Origin of the sequence: Paraburkholderia sp. J7 (assembly GCF_905220155.1) — a bacterium.
Taxonomy (GTDB): domain Bacteria; phylum Pseudomonadota; class Gammaproteobacteria; order Burkholderiales; family Burkholderiaceae; genus Paraburkholderia.
Genome location: NZ_CAJMYZ010000012.1, coordinates 131,119 through 147,805, shown reverse-complemented (window position 1 = coordinate 147,805; position 16,687 = coordinate 131,119). Strand labels below are relative to the sequence as shown.

Below are 16,687 nucleotides of genomic sequence, written 5' to 3'. Positions count from 1 at the left end.
AACGGAAATACGGCGCGCTATCATGCGTCCTCGCCGTCCGCCCTCCTTCGAATCATGAACATCCGGTTTCTCGAAACATTCATCTGGCTAGCGCGCCTGCAGAATTTCCGCCTCACCGCGGAGAAGCTTCACACCACGCAGGCCGCCGTGTCGAGCCGTATCGCGGCACTCGAGGAGAGCTTCGAGGTGCGCCTGTTCGACCGCAATTCGCGCTCTGCCACGCTCACGCCCGCGGGCCGCAAGATGCTCGCGTACGCCGAGCGCATCGTGAATCTCGGCGAGGAGATGCGCCGCGAAGTCGAGGACGCGAGCGGCGGCGGCGGCCTCATTCGCATCGGCGTGGTCGAGTCGATCGTGCATAGCTGGTTTCCCGCGGTGATGGCGCGCGTGCGCGAGCGCTTCCCGCATCTGGAGATCGAGGTCACGAGCGACACCACGATTCACCTCACACAATTGCTGCGCGCCGACGCCGTCGATCTGATCCTGCAAACGCACGCGCTGGGCGACCGCGAATTCGCCGACGTGCCGCTGTGCGAATTCCCCATGCGCTGGGTGGCCAGCCCCACACTCGGGCTTTCGGGCCAACGCGTCGATCTTGCGCGGCTCGCCGAATTTCCCATCCTCAGCTTCTCGCGCAATTCGGGACCGCATATCGCGCTCGAACGCGAGTTTGCGCGCGCGGTGGAGCGCCCGGTGCGCATCAACTGCATCAGTTCGGTGGCGGCCATGATCCGGCTCGTGGCCGACGGGTTCGGCGTGGCGGTGCTGCCGCCCGCCATCATCCAGCGCGAGCTGCGCGAAGGCGCGCTCGAAGTGCTCGACGTGGAAAGCGGCTTCGTGCCGCTGCCGCTCGTGGCGAGCTACCGTCTGCAAAGCCAGCCGCTGCCCGCGCGTATCGCCGAACTCGCGGCCGAACAGGCGCAAGCGTTCGTGCTCGCTTTGGGGCCGGAGCTGGACGGCGCAACGCCGGCTGTATCCGCCAGCACCGCGCTCCGCCCGAAAGCCCCGCCCCGCGCGGCAGGGGTTGCGAAACTCGCGGCGAAAACCGCGCGCCAGCGCCCGGCAAAACCGGCCCGCGCCGCCAGCGACAAAAACAAGCGATAAAAAAACCTGTTCACTGCGTATTTTTTTTCTTGTTGGACCGAAGCGGCCCGTGCTCGCCAAACTGCGTCTATCCGATACAACGTATGCGCAGGAAGAACCGATGAGCACGACACAGAACGCCCAGCCCGGCCAGCTTTGCATCTGGACCGACACCGACCCGCACGCCGAAGCCGACTTCAACGCCTGGTACGACCGCGAGCACATGCAAGAACGCGTGGGCATTCGCGGCTTTCGCCATGCGCGCCGCTTCCTCGCCAACGACGGCCACGCGCGCCGCTATCTCGCGCTCTACGTGACGGAATCGCTCGATGTGTTCCGCAGCGACGCCTACCGTCAGGCCTTCACCGTGCAAACCGACTGGTCGCTACGCAACTTCGCGCGCATGAACGATACGCAGCGCCGCGTGGGCGAGCTTGCATTCGAAGCGGGTGAAGGCGAAGGCGCGCACGTCGCGATCTTCGTGGCCGCGCCGCAAGCGCTCGCTGCCGCAACCTGGCGCGATGCGGCCGACGCCGCCACGCACGCGCCCGGCGTTCACGCGGTGCGCGTGTTCCGCACCGAGGGCACGCTTTCCTCGCCGCTTGCGACCGGCGGCGCTGCGGGCACGGCGCGCGCCGTGCAAGAAGACGCGGTCGTGTTCGTGGAAGGCAGCTCGAACGCTGCAGCGCGCGCCGCCGCCGAACAACTCGCACAAGCCGCAGGCGTAGCACATGAGACGGTGCGCAGCTTCGACATGCTCTGGCGCCTCGCGGCGTAACACAGCAGTGCCCCCAAGCGCTTCACGCCCAACGACTATGGAGCCCCCGATGAACTCTCTCGCTCAAGCCCCGGCGATCGGCCGCACCCGCACCGGACGCGGCCGTCTTGCGAGCGCCAGCATGATCGGCACGTCGCTCGAATGGTATGACTTCACCGTCTACAACACGCTTGCCGCGCTGGTCTTCAATCATCTGTTCTTCCCTTCGGTCGACCCGCTCGCGGGCACGCTGCTCGCGTTCTCGACCTATGCCGTGGGCTACGTGTCGCGGCCGCTCGGCGGCTTCATCTTCGGCAATCTCGGCGACCGCATGGGCCGGCGCGCCGTGCTCATGCTCACGCTCGTGCTCATGGGCATCACCACGGCGCTGATGGGCGTGCTGCCCACCTACGCCACGGCCGGCATCCTGAGCCCCATGCTGCTCGTCGCGCTGCGCTTCGTGCAGGGCATCGCGCTAGGCGGCGAATGGGCGGGCGCGGTGCTGCTCGCGGTTGAGCACGGCGACCAGAAAAAGCGCGGCCTGAACGCTTCGTGGGCACAAGTCGGGCCCTCGTTCGGCACGCTGCTCGGCACGGGCTTCATCGCCGTCATGACGATTTCCGTGTCGTCCGATGCGTTCCTCTCGTGGGGCTGGCGCGTGCCGTTCCTCGCGAGCCTGCTGCTCGTGCTGTTCGGCATCTGGGTGCGCAGCAGCGTCGGCGAAACGCCGCAATTCGAAAAGCTGAACGAAGCGCACGCCACCGCAGAAGTGCCCGTGCTCGAAGTGTTCTCGCAGCACTGGCGGCGCCTTATCGTGGCGGGCGGCGCGCGTATCGGCTCCGACGTGCTGTACGCGCTGCTCGTCGTGTTCACGCTCACCTATGTGACCACGGTGCTCAACCTCTCGCGCTCCCTCGCACTCACCGCTGTGCTCGCGGGCACCGCCTGCAACGCCCTTGCCGTGCCGTTCTTCGGCGCGCTCTCCGACCGTTTCGGGCGGCGTCCCGTGTACCTCGGCGGCGTGATCGCGGCCATGGTCTGGGCATTCGGCTTCTTCATGCTGATGAACACCTCGCAGCCCGCGCTGATCGTGCTCGCCGTGATGATCGGCCTCGTGATTCACGCGGTGATGTACGGCCCGCAAGCCGCCTTCGTCACCGAGCAGTTCCCGACCCGCGTGCGTTATGCCGGCTCTTCGCTCGCCTATACGCTCGCCGGGATTCTCGGCGGCGGCTTCGCACCGCTCATCATCGTCGCGCTGTTTCGCACCTGGCACAGCACGGCAGCCGTCTCGCTCTATGTGAGCGGCGCGCTTATCGTCACCGGCATCGCACTGATTGCCGCACGCGAAACCGCGCATCGCCCGCTGCAGGACTGACCTCCGCTTTTCCTCCCGGCGCGCGCAGCCAGTGCGCCGGGTGCGCCCTCCCCCTTTTCGACCTGCCATCATGACCACGCTTTCCTTCACCGTCCTTCCGGCCGGCGGCGCAGCCACGCCGCTTTCACTCGATATCGACACGCTCGTGATCGCCGGCTGGGCCGGCCGCGACGCTCATGCGATCCAGCATCACATCGACGAACTCGCCGCGCTCGGCGTCGCGCCGCCTTCGAGCACGCCGCTCTTCTACCGCGTGGGTGCGGAGCAACTGAACCAGGCCGCAACCGTGGACGTGCTCGGCACCCACACGAGCGGCGAGATCGAGTGCGTGCTCGTGGCGAGCCCGCTCGGCACGCTCGTGACGATCGGCTCCGATCACACCGACCGCAAAGCGGAGGCCTACAGCGTTGCGGTGTCGAAGCAGGTGTGCCCGAAGCCGCTGGGCCGCGAGGCGTGGCGCTACGAAGACGTGGCAGGCCACTGGGATCGCCTGACGATGCGCGCCACACTCGTTGCCGCGACCGGCGAAACGCGCGCCTATCAGAGCGGCGCCGTGGACGGCCTGCTGCCGCCCGCCGACCTGTGGCGCCGTTACACGGAAACGGGTGCATTGCCGCCCGGCAGCGCGATGTATAGCGGCACGCTCGCCGTGAACGGCGAGATGGCGGCGATGGAGTCGGGCGACGCGTTCGAGCTGGAACTGCACGACCCGGTGCTCGAACGCAGCCTGCGCGCGCGTTACGCGGTTCGCGCGCTGCCGGTTGTGGCATAAGCGGTCGCCTGAGCGTTGGTCTGAGCACTCATCCTTTTCCTCGTACACGCGCAACGAAACCCATGTCATTCATTCCTGCCACGCCCCTCTCCCAACTCGCCGCCGATCTCGATGCGGCACGCACGACGAGCCGCGCGCTCGTGGAAACCGCGCTGGAGCGTATCGCTGTTGAAGGCGGCAACGGCGGCCACGCGTTCATCGCCCTCGACGCCGAACGCACGCGGCGCGAGGCCGACGCCCAGGACGCGCTGCGTCGCGCGGGCGTGCGGCTCTCGCCGCTCGCGGGCCTGCCGGTCTCCATCAAGGACCTGTTCGACGTGGCCGGCGAGCCCACGCGCGCGGGTTCGCGCGTGCTCGACGACGCCCCGCCCGCCGCCTTCGACGCACCCGCCGTGGCGCGCCTGCGCCGCGCCGGGGCCGTGCCGCTCGGTCGCACCAACATGAGCGAATTCGCGTTCTCGGGGCTCGGCCTCAACCCGTGGCGCGGCACGCCGCGCTCGCCGTGGCGTGACGGCGACGGGGCACGCGTGGCGGGCGGCTCGTCGTCGGGCGCGGCGGCCTCGGTGGCGGGTGGCATGGCCGCGGCCGGACTTGGCAGCGACACGGGCGGCTCGTTGCGCATTCCCGCCGCGTTCTGCGGCCTCACCGGCTTCAAGCCCACGGCCCGGCGCGTGCCGACGGCCGGCGTGTTCCCGCTTTCGACCACGCTCGACTCGATCGGCGCCATCGCCCCGAGCGTGGCGTGCTGCGCGCTGGTGGACCGTGTGCTCGCGGGCCTGGCAACGGACGCAAACGCCGCGGACGTACGCACCGCCGAGTCCAAGGGCCTGCGCCTTGCGGTCCTTGCGAACTACGTGACCGAAGGCATGGACGCCCATGTGGCGCGCACGTGGGAAGCCACGCTCACGCGCCTCTCGCGTGCGGGCATGCAGATCACGCCGCTGACCCTGCCGCTGCTGGAGACGCTGCCCGCCATCAACCGCTTCGGCTTCTCGCCGATCGAGGCCTTTGCCACGCACCGCAGCCGTCTGCCTGCACACGCGCAGCGCTACGACCCGCGCGTGCTCGCGCGCATCCGTCTGGGTGAAACGGCGAGCGCCGCCGACTACCTCGACCTGCTTGCCGCGCGCGCCGCCGCAATCGCACAGGCGCGCGCCGCGCTCGCGGGTTTCGACGCCTTCCTCATGCCGACCGTGCCCATCGTGCCGCCGACAATCGCGGCGCTCGAAGCCGACCCGGCGCACTTCGCGGCCACGAACGCGCTCGTGCTGCGCAATCCTTCGTTGGTGAACTTCCTCGATGGCTGCGCCGTGTCGCTGCCGTGCGCGCCGCGCGGCGAGGCGCCCGTGGGCTTGAGCGTGGCGGGACTCGCCGAAAGCGACGCGCACGTGCTGAGCGTGGCCGCCGCGATCGAAAGCGTGCTGCGGAGCGTGAACGGGGCCTGATGCGTCTCACTCCGATCGGCTAAGATACGGCTCCGCATACGCCATCTATCGAACCAACGGAGTGTTTTCAGTGATTCAGGCAATTCAACCGGGCGCCGTCTTCAAGGACAATCTCGCACTGCTGCCGGGCATCGACGGCATCGAGCGCATCGATCTCGTGGACGCTCAGGGCGTTGTCGCCGCGAGCATCGAGAACAAGCCCGGCAAGCAGGGCTCGCTCGCGGTCTACCACTACCTGCGCGAAGCCTTCGGCTCGCTCGACGCCAACGCCGCCGAGCATGGCCTCGCCGTGTTCGCAGAGCACACCGCCGACGCGCGCAACCGTCCGGGCGCGCACCCGAACGTCGATCGTCTGCTGGAAATCGCAGCGGGCGGCCCGGCGCTGCGCATCGACGTGATCGCCGCAGCCTGAGCGTTGCCTTAAGAGGCGTGCCGGCCGGCACGCCTCGTCCCCTTCTGCCTCACGCCGAAAGCTCTTCGAGCCGCACGCCATTCGTGCGCGGCCCAAATCCGCCGATGGAAATCATCACCGCGACCATGCACACGGTGATGCCGGCGAACACACCGCTCACGCCAAAATCGCGCAACAACGCGGCGATGATGAAACCCGACATCATGGCGCCCACGCGGCTTGCGGAATAAACGATGCCATTGGCGCTGCAACGCACGGCAGTGGGAAAAAGCTCGGCCTGATAGGCGTGATAGCACACGGAAATGGTTTGCCCTGCGAGACTGATCAGGACACCGAGCGAAATGAGCGCAAGCGGCCCGCGTGCCTGCGCGAACAGCAACCCGAACACGACCACCGCGAAAGCCGAGCCGACGATGAGCCACTTGCGCTCGATGCGATCGGCCACGAGCATCGCGAGCAACGGCCCGCACGGCAGCGCAATGGCGATCACGACCGCATACAGCAGGCTCTTCGTGACGGTCACGCCTTGCCCGATCAGGAGCGTGGGCACCCAGTTGGCGAATCCGTAGTAGCCCACCGCCTGGCACAGATTGAACGCGATCAGCATGATGAGGCGCGCGCGGTACGGCGGTTTCCACAGCTCCGCAAGCGAAGTGCGCCGATGCGCGGGCAGCACGAGCGTGGGAGAAGGCTCGGGCAACGCTTGGCCGCTCTCGCGCACGGCGCGCTGCTCCATCTGCGCGATCACGCGTTCGGCCGCCTCCGTTTGACCGTGCGTGACGAGCCAGCGCGGGCTTTCCGGCACGGCGCGGCGCACGAACCACACAATCGCCGCACCGAGCGAACCGGCAAGCACGACCCAGCGCCAGCCATCCAGACCGAACGGCGCCAGCGGCACGAGCCACCACGAAAGCAGCGCTGAAATGGGCGCGGCTGAGAACATGATCGCCTGATTCAAGGCCATCGCACGCCCGCGCATTTGCTGCGGGACCATCTCCGTGACGTAGCTGTCGATGGTGACGATCTCGATGCCCACGCCGATACCCGTGATGAAGCGCCACAGGATCAGCCCCTGCGACGTATGCTGGAATGCCATCGCCACCGAGCCCGCCGAATACCACAGCAGCGAGAACGTGAAGACGCTTCGTCGTCCGAATTTATCGGGCAGCCAGCCAAAGCAGAACGTGCCGATGAAAAGACCCGCAAACGTCGCGGCCACGAACGCGCCTATGCCGTTGAAGCCGAAAAACGCGTGCGTGGTGGTTTGCAGCATGCCGCTTTTGGCCATGCCCGGTGCGATATAGCCCGTGAAGATAAGATCGTAGACCTCGAAGAAGCCTCCCAGCGATATCAGCATCACCAGCATCCAGAGCTGGCGCGTGGCGGGCAGGCGGTCAAGCCTGGCGGAAAGCGCGGCCGCCGCGCGGTTGCCCACGGGTGGGGCCGTGACGGCGTCGAGCGGATCGTCCGCCCCGAGGGTTCGTTGCATGCTTGTCTCCGTGACGACGCCTCGCTGGGCGTCTTTCTTGTGAATGCCGGGCCTGCTTGCTCAGGTCGCCGCGCGTGACTTCAGTCCTGCCAGCACCTCCTCGGTATGCTCGCCCACCTTCGCGAGCGGTTGACGCACGCCGGGACGGCGGCCGCCCATCATGAGCGGCAGCAGTACGACTTCGGTCGTGCCGCCGTCGTCGGTCTGCATTGGCACGAGTCCGCCGCTCGCCTTGAGGTGCGGATCGTCGAGCAACTGGTCGGGGCGCACGATCGGCGCGTAGGGAATGCCTGCCGCTTCGAGGCGCGGCATGAGTTCGGCGACCTGCTGCGTGGCCAACACGGCGCCCAGGCGTTCGAGCAGTTCAGGCCGCACGGCTACGCGCAGTGCGTTGTTCGCGAAGCGAGGTTCTTCAGCAAGCTGCGGGCAGCCGATCACGTCGCACAGCGTCACGAACTGCTTGTCGCTCACCGCGCCGATGAAAAGCTGTTCGCCCTCAGCGAGCGTGAACACGTCGTACACGCTCCAGGCCGACACGCGCGACGGCATGGGCGGCGGCGCTTCGTGCGTCATGGCGTATTGCTGCATGTGCTGCGCGCTCAGGAACACACAGTTCTCGAACAGCGCGCTTTGCACCTCCTGGCCACGCCCGGTGGCGTCGCGCTCGCGCAGCGCGGCCAGCACGCCAATCGCGCCGAACATGCCGCCCATGATGTCGTTAACCGACGTGCCCGCGCGCAGCGGCCGCCCCGCAGGGCCGGTCATATAGGAGAGGCCGCCCATCATCTGCACGACTTCGTCCAGCGCGAGACGCTTTTCATAGGGGCCCGGCAAAAAGCCCTTGTGCGAGACATAGATGAGGCGCGGGTAGCGCTGCGAGAGCGTTGCGTAATCCAGGCCGAGCTTTTCCATAAGGCCGGGCCGGAAGTTTTCGAGCATCACGTCGCACTCGCCGATCAACTCCACGGCCGCCGAGCGCCCCGCTTCGGTGTTGATGTCGAGCACCACGCTCTTCTTGTTGCGGTTGAACGAGCGGAAAAAGCCGATGCCGAGGCCCGGCAGGTTGCGCGTCTTGTCGCCGCCTGGCGGTTCGATCTTGATGACTTCGGCGCCGAGGTCCGCGAGGATCATCCCGCAAGTCGGGCCCATGACCATGTGCGTGAATTCGACCACACGCACGCCTTCGAGCGGCAACCGGGTTTGCGTATTCATAAGGATGTCAAACTAATCAGATGTGATGCGCGATTGCGCCAAAGGTCTTCGGCAGACCGGCGCGCCAGAGCGTGCCGTGCAGCGTTTCGCCCTCCAGCCAGGCGGCCACGCGTGCGCGCAGCGCGAGCAGCCGTTCGATGTCGATGCCCGTTTCGATGCCCATGTCCGCGAGCATGAACGCGAGGTCTTCGCTCGACGCGTTGCCGCTTGCCCCCGGCGCATGCGGGCAGCCGCCGATGCCGCCAAGCGTGGCGTCGAATCGCGTCACGCCCGCCTGCAGCGCGGCATAGACGTTGGCGAGCGCGAGGCCGCGCGTATCGTGAAAATGCGCGCAGCACAAGCGCTCGCCCGCGATTTCGCGCGCGGCCTCGAAGAGTGCTCGCACAGCGGCGGGGTTGGCGTAGCCCACGGTGTCAGCAAGGCTCACGCGGTCCGCGCCCGCGTCGAGCAGCGCCTGCATGCAGCGCAGCACCTCGGCGGGCTCGACGCGCCCTTGCAGCGTGCAGCCGAAGGCCGTGCCGATGCCGCCTTCGATCAGCGTCTTCGCGCCGCTGGCGTCGCGCGCGGCGCGCATGCGCGCCACCTCGGCCACCACTTCATCGGGTGTCTTGCGCAGGTTCGCGAGGCTATGCGCTTCACTCGCCGAAAGCGGCACGAGCATGAGGTCCGCTTGCGCTTCCAGCGCGCGCTCGGCGCCCTTCAAGTTCGGCACGAGCACCGAGACGAAGAGGTCCGGCAGCGTTTTCGCGTAAGCGACGAGTTCCGCCGTATCGGCGAGTTGCGGCAAGAGCCGCGCGGGCACGAACGAGCCCACTTCGATCTCGCGCTGACCGGCTTCGTATGCCGCGCGTATCCACGCGATCTTGTGCTCGGTAGGCAGCACGGTCTGGATGCTCTGCAGGCCGTCGCGCAGGCCGACCTCGCGTATTACGCCGCGCCGTGGTAATGGGGGCATGAAGGTGTCTCCGTTTTTGTCTCCAGCGATGTGCTAACTTTAGGCATTCCGCAAAATACATAAAGCGGTATTTTGGAAGCTTCAAGATTCCAATCTGGAAACACACAAAATGCCGTAAGGAGACACCGTGCACGACATCGACCTCAAGACCCTGCGCCTTCTCGTGAGCGTGTGCGAGCACGGCAACATGGGACGTGCGGCGCGCGAGGAGCATATCGAGCCTTCCGCCATCAGCAAGCGCATCGCCCAGCTCGAAAGCGAATTCGGCGTGCCGCTGCTCACGCGCTCGCGCCGCGGCGTGCAACCCACCGCGGCGGGTCTCGCGCTGCTCGAACACGCGCGCAGCGTGATCTTCACGCTCGAGCGCGCGGCCAGCGACGTTGCGGCGCTCGGCAGCGGGCTCTCGGGCAGCGTGAGCGTGTGCGCCTCGGCCTCCGCGATCGCCGAAGCGCTGCTCGACGATCTCGCGTCGTTCATGCGCCTGCCCGCGTACAAGAACATTCGCGTGAACGTGGAGGAGCGCACGTCGCACGAACTCGTGCAACGTGTGCGCGACGGCGCGGCCTCGCTAGGCGTGTGCTGGGACAACGTCGAACTCGGGGGCCTTCAATCGCGCCCCTGGCGCGAAGACCGCCTCGTGCTCGCCGTGCATCCCGAGCACCCGCTTGCGAAACGCCGCACCATCGCCTTCGACGAGACGCTCGACTACGAGCACGTGGGCCTGCCGCCCTCCACCGCCGTGCATACGATGCTGCGGCAGTCGGCGGCGCGCAGCGGGCGCACGGTCGCCTATCGCGCGGTGGTGTCGACGCTCGACGCCGCGTTTCGCGTAGTGGCCGCCAATCTCGGCATCAGCGTCGTGCCCGAGGAAGTGAGCCACACCTACAGGCGCATCATGGACGTGCACACCATTGCCTTGACCGATGCCTGGGCGCGGCGGCGTTTCATCGTCTGCTTTCGTGCGTTCGACACGCTGCAGCCCGCGGCGCAGCGCATGGTCGAGCATCTCGTGGAGCGGGCAGCTCAGAAGAAACGCGGTGCGAAGCGCACGGCCTGAGCGCCCGCCTCAAGCTGCCGCTTTCTTCGTGCGCTTGCGCGCGTTCGCGCGCTCGGGCGCTTTCATCTGCGCAATCAACCCATCGTGATGCGCGCGCAGCACTTCGACGAACTCGGCTACCAGACGCTCGCGCGGCCGGTTCGGCGGAAATAGCAGGTACGTGGGGAACATCACCGCCGGCGAGAACGGCCGGATGGCAATGTCCGGCCCTGCGAAATCGCGCGCGACGATGGGATGCGCGAGCGTCACGCCCATGCCGCAGCGGACCATCTCGCAGCAAATTGCCGTGTACTGCGCCTCGATGGCAAGGACGCGCTCGACCCCGGCACGCTGGAATATTTCGTCCATTTGCGTGCGCGTGCCGTCGCCGTGACACAGCGAGACGAACGACTCGCCCTCCAGATCGGCGGGCCGGATCATGGCCTTTTTCGCGAGCGAATGTGAAGCCGGCATCACGCAAACGGCCGCGACCTTCGAGAGCAATTCCACCTCGCAATTCGACGCCTCGCTGATGTACACGGCCACACCCAGATCGCAAAACTGCGAACCGGTCCAGTGGTTCACCGTGCCCGAGGTGTTCACGTGCAGCGAGACCGTCACGCCCGGAAACAGGCGGCGAAACTTGTCGATGGCGTGCGGCACGAGCGTGAGCCCCGCAGAAGGCATCGCGGCGATACGCAGGCGTCCGCTGCCGAGATTGCGGATTTGCGCGGCGGCATTGCTGAGTCCTTGCAGGCCCACATACGCCCGCTCGACTTCGCGAAAAAACGCGTTGCCCTCGCTCGTGGGAATGAGGCGGATGCCCACGCGCTGAAACAGCGTGAGCCCGGTCTCGCGCTCCAGTTGCCCGATCAGGCGGCTCACGTTGGGCTGCGAGGTGTAAAGCGCTTTCGCGGCGGCCGTCATCGAGCCCGACACCATCACCGCGCGAAACGCCTCGACGTGCTTCAGATTCAAGGCTGATCTCCTGGGCTTAACCCTGATTCACACGCCAGGGCCTAACCCTGGTCCATATCATTACCGTATAGGTTGGCATTTTATTCGTATTGGACGATATGGCCAGCCCGGCACAGACTGCGATGCATCGGCGCACTGTCCGGTTCGCCGCTCCCCACAATCGAATGGAGATCGTCGTCATGAAAGCCGCGATGCGCCGTCGTTCAACCTTCCTGCCTAAAACCGCGCTCGCCGCCCTCGCGCTCGCGGCGGCCTCGCTAGCCCAGGCCGAAACCACGCTGTACGTCGCCAACGTCGGCGGCTCCAACGAGCAGCTTTATCGTCAGAAGATCATCCCGGCGTTCGAAAAGGCGCATGACGTCAAGATCGTCTATGTGGCGGGCAATTCGAGCGACACGCTCGCGAAACTCCAGGCGCAAAAGGGCCACGAGCAGATCAACGTCGCCGTGATGGACGACGGCCCGATGTACCAGGCGATGCAACTCGGCCTGTGCGGCAAGCTCGACGACGCGCCCGTCATGAAGGACCTCTACCCGCTCGCACACATTGGCCCGACCGCCGTGGGCGTGGGGATGGTGGCGACCGGCATCGGCTATAACGAACAGGCGTTCAAAAAGCTCGGCCTGCCCGCGCCGGACTCGTGGAAGTCGCTCGAAGACGCGCGCGTGAAAGGCAAGCTCGGCGTGCCGCCGATCACCAACACCTATGGCCTGCACACGCTCGTCATGCTCGCGCGCCTGAACGGCGGCGGCGAAAAGGACATCGACCCCGGCTTCAAGGCGATGACGAAACAGGTCGCGCCCAATGTGCTTTCGTGGGCGCCCACGCCCGGCGAAATGGACGGCCTCATGCAGTCGGGCGACGTAATCATCGCCCCCTACGGCAGCGGCCGCGCGGTGGCGCTGCAAAACACGGGTTTCCCGCTCAAGTTCATCTACCCGAAGGAAGGCGGCGTGGCGCTGCAGGTGGCCGCGTGCTCCATTGCGCAGAACGCGCAGCCGCAGCTCTCGCAACAGTTCATCCAGTTCCTGCTGAGCCCGGAAGTGCAGGCGCAGCAGGCAGCGGACATCGGCCTTGGCCCCGTCAACAAGACCGTCAAGCTCTCGTCGGAAGTGGCCGCGCGCGTGCCCTATGGTCCTGACCAGATCTCGAAGCTCACGGCCATGGACTGGAGCACGATCAACGAGCATCGCACCGAGTGGACCGAGCGCTGGAACCGTTCGGTCGAGCGCTGATGCACGCGCTCCCTGCCCCGCCCCCACCGCACGTGATCAGCGAGGACCCACGCTCATGAGCTTCCTCACCCTGCAAGGCATCTCGAAGCGCTATGGCGACTTCACGGCGATCGAGCAGCTCGACCTCACGGTCGCGCGCGGCGAGTTTCTCTCGCTGCTCGGTCCCTCGGGCTGCGGCAAGACGACGACACTGCAGATGATCGCGGGCTTCGTCACGCCGAGCACGGGCCGCATCACGCTAGACGGCCGCGACATCACGCACGAGCGGCCCGAGAAACGCGGCATCGGCGTGGTGTTTCAAAGCTATGCGCTCTTTCCGCACATGACCGTGGCTGGCAACGTGGGCTTCGGTCTGGAGATGCAGAAGATGAAGCGCGCGCAACGCGCCGAGCGCATTGCCGAGGCGCTGGACCTCGTGCGCCTGCGCGGGCTCGACGCGCGCTACCCGAAAGAGCTTTCGGGCGGCCAGCGGCAGCGCGTGGCGATTGCTCGCGCACTGGCCATGCAGCCCGAACTGCTGCTGCTCGACGAGCCGATGTCGAATCTCGACGCCAAGCTGCGAGAAGAGATGCATATCGAGTTGCGCGCGATCCAGAAGCGCCTTGGCATCACGACCATTCTCGTGACCCACGACCAGGTGGAAGCGATGACGATGAGCGACCGCATTGCGGTCATGCATCGCGGCACGATCGCGCAGTTGAGCACGCCGTTCGACGCGTACGAGCGCCCGGCCACGCCGTTCGCTTCGACCTTCCTTGGCCGCACCAATACGCTGGAAGGCGAAGTCTTGCGCCGCAACCTGCGCTGCGCCGAGGTCGAGGTTGGCGGCACGATGCTGCACGTGCCCCACGAAGGCCGCGAGGTCGCGGGCGCCGTGAACGTCTATATCCGCCCCGAAAAAGTGCGTCTCGCCAATGGCGACGCGCGCCTCACAGGCCGCGTGAGCACGCGCGTGTTCGTCGGCAATCAGTGGCTGCTCGCCGTCGAGACCGAGCTCGGCAAGCTGCATATCGCGCAACCCAATCACGGTGCGCCGCCGCCCGATGAGGGCCACGAAGTCGGACTCGCGTGGACCGACGACGATCTGCGCGTGCTCACGCGGGAGGGCGCCCATGGCAACGCTTGACGACTCGCGCGCGGGCGCCGCGCCTTGGCTGCTCTCCGCGCCCGCGCTGCTGCTGTTTCTCGCGCTGCTGCTGGTGCCGCTGCTGCTCACCTTCGTGCTCTCGTTTCATGTGTTCAGCGATCTTGCGGGCGTGCAACGCGGCTGGACCGTTACGAATTACCTGGAGGTCCTGAGCGATCCGTACTACGGTGAAATCTTCCTGCGCACGGCGGGCCTGGCGTTCGCCGTCACACTGCTTTCCATCGTGCTCGGCGTGCCGGAAACGCTGGTGCTCGCGCGCATGCGGCGTCCATGGCAATCCGTTTGTCTGTTGATCGTGCTCGGCCCGCTGTTGATTTCCGTGGTCGTGCGCACGCTCGGCTGGCAAATCCTGCTGGGCAATAACGGCGTGCTCAACAACGCACTCCAGGCGCTGCACATCACCGACGAGCCCATTCGCCTCGTCTTCACCATGACCGGCACGATCATCGCGCTCACGCACGTGCTCGTGCCGTTCATGGTGATGTCGGTCTGGGCGACGCTGCAAAAGCTCGATCCGCAGGTGGAATGGGCCGGCCGCTCGCTAGGCGCCTCGCCGCTGCGCGTGTTCCGCCGCGTGATCCTGCCGCAGATCATGCCGGGTGTGCTCTCGGGTTCGATCATCGTGTTCGCGCTCTCGGCCTCCGCGTTCGCCACGCCTGCGCTGATCGGCGGGCGGCGGCTGAAGGTCGTCGCCACGGCCGCCTACGACGAGTTCCTCGGTACGCTGAATTGGCCACTGGGCGCAAGCATTGCCGTGCTGCTGCTGATCGCCAACGTGGCGATCGTAATGGGCTGCAGCCGTCTCGCCGAGCGCCGCTTCAAGCACATCTTCGACTGACGGGGGCTCGACATGAAACGCAACGGATTCCTCGGGCTCGCGTTCAACGCGCTCTTTCTCGCCTTCATGCTCGCGCCGATCGTCGTGGTGCTGCTCGTGGCCTTCACGGACAAGGGCTATATCTCGATGCCGTTCGACGGTGCCTCGCTGCGCTGGTTTCGCGCGATCCTGCAGAACGGCGACATCGTCGCCGCGTTCTGGCTTTCGGTGCGCCTCGCGTTCGCGGCGGCCACCATCGGCGTGGCGCTCGCGGTGCCCGCCGCGCTCGCCATCGCGCGTTACCGTTTTGCAGGCCGCGGCGCGCTGGTGAGCTTCTTCCTCTCGCCGATGATGATCCCCGCCGTGGTGCTCGGCATTGCGTTCCTGCGCTTTCTTTCGCTGCTCAACCTGAACGGCTCGTTCTGGGCGCTCGTCGCCGCGCACGTGGTGATCGTGCTGCCTTATGCGCTGCGCCTCGCGCTTTCTTCGGCGGTCGGCCTCGATCGCGACGCCGAACGTGCCGCCCTTTCGTGCGGAGCGAGCCGCTTCACGGCGTTCCGCCGCGTCGTGCTGCCGATGATTCGCACGGGCGTAGCGGGCGGCTGGGTGCTGTCGTTCATCCAGAGCTTCGATGAACTGACCATGACGATTTTCGTCGCGACGCCCGGCACCACCACACTGCCCGTCGCCATGTACAACCAGATCGCGCAAACGATCGATCCGCTCGTCACTTCGGTGTCGGCGGTGCTGATCGTCGGCACGATCCTGCTGATGCTGCTGCTCGACCGCATGGTTGGGCTGGACCGCATCCTGATCGGAGAAGCCCGATGACACAACACTCCTCCACGAGCCCCGACGTGCTCGTGATCGGCGGCGGCCTCGTCGGCTCCGCCGTGGCCTACGGCCTCGCTCGTGAAGGCGCGCGCGTGACCGTGCTCGACGAGGACGACGGCGGCTTTCGCGCCTCGCGCGGCAATTTCGGCCTCGTCTGGATTCAGGGCAAAGGTTACGGCCTTTCTGCGTACGCGCGCTGGTCGCGCAGTTCGGCGCAGCGCTGGCCACTGCTCGCGCAAAGCCTCGCCGACGAAGCGCGCGTGGACGTCGCGCTGCGACAGGCAGGCGGCTTTCATATCTGCTTCTCGGACGAAGAACTCGCCGAACGCCATAAACGGCTCTCCACCTTGCAGGCCGAGATCGGCGATTATCCATTCGAACTGCTAAATAATCGAGAGCTGCGCGAGCGGCTTCCGGGCATCGGCCCCGAGGTCGCGGGCGCTAGCTATACGCCGATGGATGGCCACGTCAACCCGCTCAAGCTGCTGCGTGCATTGCATGTCGCGATGCAACGGCGCGGCGTGCGGCTCGTCTCCGGCGAGCGCGCCGAGCGCGTTGTAGCCGGAACCACCGGCTTCAGCGTGCAGGGCCGGCGCGGCGTGTACCACGCGGCGCGCGTCGTGCTCGCAGCGGGGCTCGGCAATCGCACGCTCGCGCCGCACGTGGGCCTGAATGCGCCCGTTGCGCCCAATCGCGGCCAGGTGCTCGTGAGCGAGCGCGTCGAACCGTTTCTGCGCTACCCGACCATCAACGTGCGGCAGACCGACGAAGGCACGGTGCAGTTCGGCGACTCGATGGAAGAGGCCGGCTTCAACGACTTCACCACTACGCCGATCCTGCGCCAGATTGCGGCGCGCGGCGTGCGCGCGTTTCCCATGCTGGCCCATGTGCGGCTCGTGCGCATGTGGGCCGCCCTGCGCGTGTACAGCCCCGATGGCTTTCCGATCTACGACCAGTCGGAGGCGCATCCGGGGGCCTTCGTCGTCACTTGCCATAGCGGCGTGACGCTCGCTGCGGCCCACGCGCTGCGTATCGCCCCGTGGATTCTGGGCGCGCCAATGCCCGCCGAACTCCCCGCCTTCTCCGCAAACCGCTTCGCAACCGATGCGGCTGCCGAACCGATCTTCGCTCACTGAC

Annotated in this window: 16 protein-coding genes; 12 read left to right on the top strand and 4 right to left on the bottom strand. The window is 66.8% G+C overall.

Features of this window, described 5'->3' with window-relative positions; genetic code table 11:
* Window positions 1-54: 54 nt before the first annotated feature.
* From U5A58_RS20670 to U5A58_RS20645, 6 genes are all read left to right on the top strand, one after another.
* The gene (locus U5A58_RS20670) at window positions 55-1,104 is read left to right on the top strand and encodes a LysR family transcriptional regulator (protein ID WP_321962831.1); all 1,050 of its coding nucleotides are present in this window, start codon (window positions 55-57) and stop codon (window positions 1,102-1,104) included.
* A gap of 100 nt (window positions 1,105-1,204) precedes the next feature.
* Window positions 1,205-1,861, top strand: a complete 657-nt coding sequence (locus U5A58_RS20665; RefSeq protein ID WP_321962830.1) for a DUF4286 family protein — start codon at window positions 1,205-1,207, stop codon at window positions 1,859-1,861.
* Between the two features lie 49 nt (window positions 1,862-1,910).
* On the top strand, window positions 1,911-3,218 hold the full coding sequence (locus tag U5A58_RS20660) for an MFS transporter (protein ID WP_321962829.1): 1,308 nt from the start codon (window positions 1,911-1,913) through the stop codon (window positions 3,216-3,218).
* A 70-nt stretch (window positions 3,219-3,288) separates the two neighbouring features.
* Window positions 3,289-3,990, top strand: coding sequence for a DUF2848 domain-containing protein (locus U5A58_RS20655; RefSeq protein ID WP_321962828.1), 702 nt, complete (start codon window positions 3,289-3,291; stop codon window positions 3,988-3,990).
* Window positions 3,991-4,052: 62 nt separating this feature from the next.
* Window positions 4,053-5,435 (top strand): amidase, encoded by a 1,383-nt coding sequence (locus U5A58_RS20650; RefSeq protein WP_321962827.1) that lies wholly within the window; start codon window positions 4,053-4,055, stop codon window positions 5,433-5,435.
* A gap of 73 nt (window positions 5,436-5,508) precedes the next feature.
* The gene (locus tag U5A58_RS20645; RefSeq protein ID WP_321962915.1) at window positions 5,509-5,847 is read left to right on the top strand and encodes a DUF2322 family protein; all 339 of its coding nucleotides are present in this window, start codon (window positions 5,509-5,511) and stop codon (window positions 5,845-5,847) included.
* Window positions 5,848-5,896: 49 nt separating this feature from the next.
* Here U5A58_RS20645 and U5A58_RS20640 read toward each other — a convergent pair whose 3' ends face one another.
* Genes U5A58_RS20640 through U5A58_RS20630 form a run of 3 tightly spaced genes read right to left on the bottom strand, consistent with a single transcriptional unit; the run spans window position 5,897 to window position 9,503 of the window.
* The gene (locus tag U5A58_RS20640; RefSeq protein ID WP_321962826.1) at window positions 5,897-7,336 is read right to left on the bottom strand and encodes an MFS transporter; all 1,440 of its coding nucleotides are present in this window, start codon (window positions 7,334-7,336) and stop codon (window positions 5,897-5,899) included.
* A 60-nt stretch (window positions 7,337-7,396) separates the two neighbouring features.
* Entirely contained in the window at window positions 7,397-8,548 is a 1,152-nt protein-coding gene (locus U5A58_RS20635; RefSeq protein WP_321962825.1) for a CaiB/BaiF CoA-transferase family protein, read from the bottom strand.
* A 16-nt stretch (window positions 8,549-8,564) separates the two neighbouring features.
* Window positions 8,565-9,503 (bottom strand): hydroxymethylglutaryl-CoA lyase, encoded by a 939-nt coding sequence (locus U5A58_RS20630; protein ID WP_321962824.1) that lies wholly within the window; start codon window positions 9,501-9,503, stop codon window positions 8,565-8,567.
* A 127-nt stretch (window positions 9,504-9,630) separates the two neighbouring features.
* Between U5A58_RS20630 and U5A58_RS20625 the strand changes: the two genes are divergently transcribed.
* Complete coding sequence (locus U5A58_RS20625; RefSeq protein ID WP_321962823.1) at window positions 9,631-10,560, top strand: LysR family transcriptional regulator; 930 nt, start codon at window positions 9,631-9,633, stop codon at window positions 10,558-10,560.
* Window positions 10,561-10,569: 9 nt separating this feature from the next.
* On the opposite strand, the gene U5A58_RS20620 is transcribed toward U5A58_RS20625, so the two are convergent.
* Window positions 10,570-11,517 carry a LysR substrate-binding domain-containing protein gene (locus tag U5A58_RS20620; protein ID WP_321962822.1) on the bottom strand — a complete coding sequence of 316 codons (948 nt, stop codon included), beginning with the start codon at window positions 11,515-11,517 and terminating at the stop codon, window positions 10,570-10,572.
* 179 nt (window positions 11,518-11,696) lie between these two features.
* On the opposite strand from U5A58_RS20620, the gene U5A58_RS20615 reads away from it, so the two are divergent.
* Genes U5A58_RS20615 through U5A58_RS20595 form a run of 5 tightly spaced genes read left to right on the top strand, consistent with a single transcriptional unit; the run spans window position 11,697 to window position 16,686 of the window.
* Window positions 11,697-12,752, top strand: a complete 1,056-nt coding sequence (locus U5A58_RS20615; protein WP_321962821.1) for an ABC transporter substrate-binding protein — start codon at window positions 11,697-11,699, stop codon at window positions 12,750-12,752.
* Window positions 12,753-12,807: 55 nt separating this feature from the next.
* A complete protein-coding gene (locus tag U5A58_RS20610; protein ID WP_321914957.1) occupies window positions 12,808-13,878 on the top strand; it encodes an ABC transporter ATP-binding protein in 1,071 nt (356 codons plus the stop codon).
* Window positions 13,865-14,737: an ABC transporter permease gene (locus U5A58_RS20605; RefSeq protein WP_321914959.1), complete on the top strand. Its 873-nt coding sequence runs from the start codon at window positions 13,865-13,867 to the stop codon at window positions 14,735-14,737. Before U5A58_RS20610 ends, U5A58_RS20605 begins: the two co-directional genes overlap by 14 nt.
* Before the next feature lie 12 nt (window positions 14,738-14,749).
* On the top strand, window positions 14,750-15,547 hold the full coding sequence (locus U5A58_RS20600; protein WP_321914960.1) for an ABC transporter permease: 798 nt from the start codon (window positions 14,750-14,752) through the stop codon (window positions 15,545-15,547).
* Window positions 15,544-16,686: an FAD-dependent oxidoreductase gene (locus U5A58_RS20595; RefSeq protein WP_321962820.1), complete on the top strand. Its 1,143-nt coding sequence runs from the start codon at window positions 15,544-15,546 to the stop codon at window positions 16,684-16,686. The genes U5A58_RS20600 and U5A58_RS20595 overlap by 4 nt, the downstream gene beginning before the upstream one ends.
* The last annotated feature ends 1 nt before the right edge of the window (window position 16,687 follow it).

Coding starts and splice junctions, on each gene's coding strand:
- U5A58_RS20660 (WP_321962829.1), top strand. CDS start 1,911: ATGAACTCTCTCGCTCAAGCCCCGGCGATCGGCCGCACCCGCACCGGA.
- U5A58_RS20665 (WP_321962830.1), top strand. CDS start 1,205: ATGAGCACGACACAGAACGCCCAGCCCGGCCAGCTTTGCATCTGGACC.
- U5A58_RS20610 (WP_321914957.1), top strand. CDS start 12,808: ATGAGCTTCCTCACCCTGCAAGGCATCTCGAAGCGCTATGGCGACTTC.
- U5A58_RS20640 (WP_321962826.1), bottom strand. CDS start 7,336: ATGCAACGAACCCTCGGGGCGGACGATCCGCTCGACGCCGTCACGGCC.
- U5A58_RS20605 (WP_321914959.1), top strand. CDS start 13,865: ATGGCAACGCTTGACGACTCGCGCGCGGGCGCCGCGCCTTGGCTGCTC.
- U5A58_RS20600 (WP_321914960.1), top strand. CDS start 14,750: ATGAAACGCAACGGATTCCTCGGGCTCGCGTTCAACGCGCTCTTTCTC.
- U5A58_RS20630 (WP_321962824.1), bottom strand. CDS start 9,503: ATGCCCCCATTACCACGGCGCGGCGTAATACGCGAGGTCGGCCTGCGC.
- U5A58_RS20670 (WP_321962831.1), top strand. CDS start 55: ATGAACATCCGGTTTCTCGAAACATTCATCTGGCTAGCGCGCCTGCAG.
- U5A58_RS20650 (WP_321962827.1), top strand. CDS start 4,053: ATGTCATTCATTCCTGCCACGCCCCTCTCCCAACTCGCCGCCGATCTC.
- U5A58_RS20595 (WP_321962820.1), top strand. CDS start 15,544: ATGACACAACACTCCTCCACGAGCCCCGACGTGCTCGTGATCGGCGGC.
- U5A58_RS20615 (WP_321962821.1), top strand. CDS start 11,697: ATGAAAGCCGCGATGCGCCGTCGTTCAACCTTCCTGCCTAAAACCGCG.
- U5A58_RS20635 (WP_321962825.1), bottom strand. CDS start 8,548: ATGAATACGCAAACCCGGTTGCCGCTCGAAGGCGTGCGTGTGGTCGAA.
- U5A58_RS20655 (WP_321962828.1), top strand. CDS start 3,289: ATGACCACGCTTTCCTTCACCGTCCTTCCGGCCGGCGGCGCAGCCACG.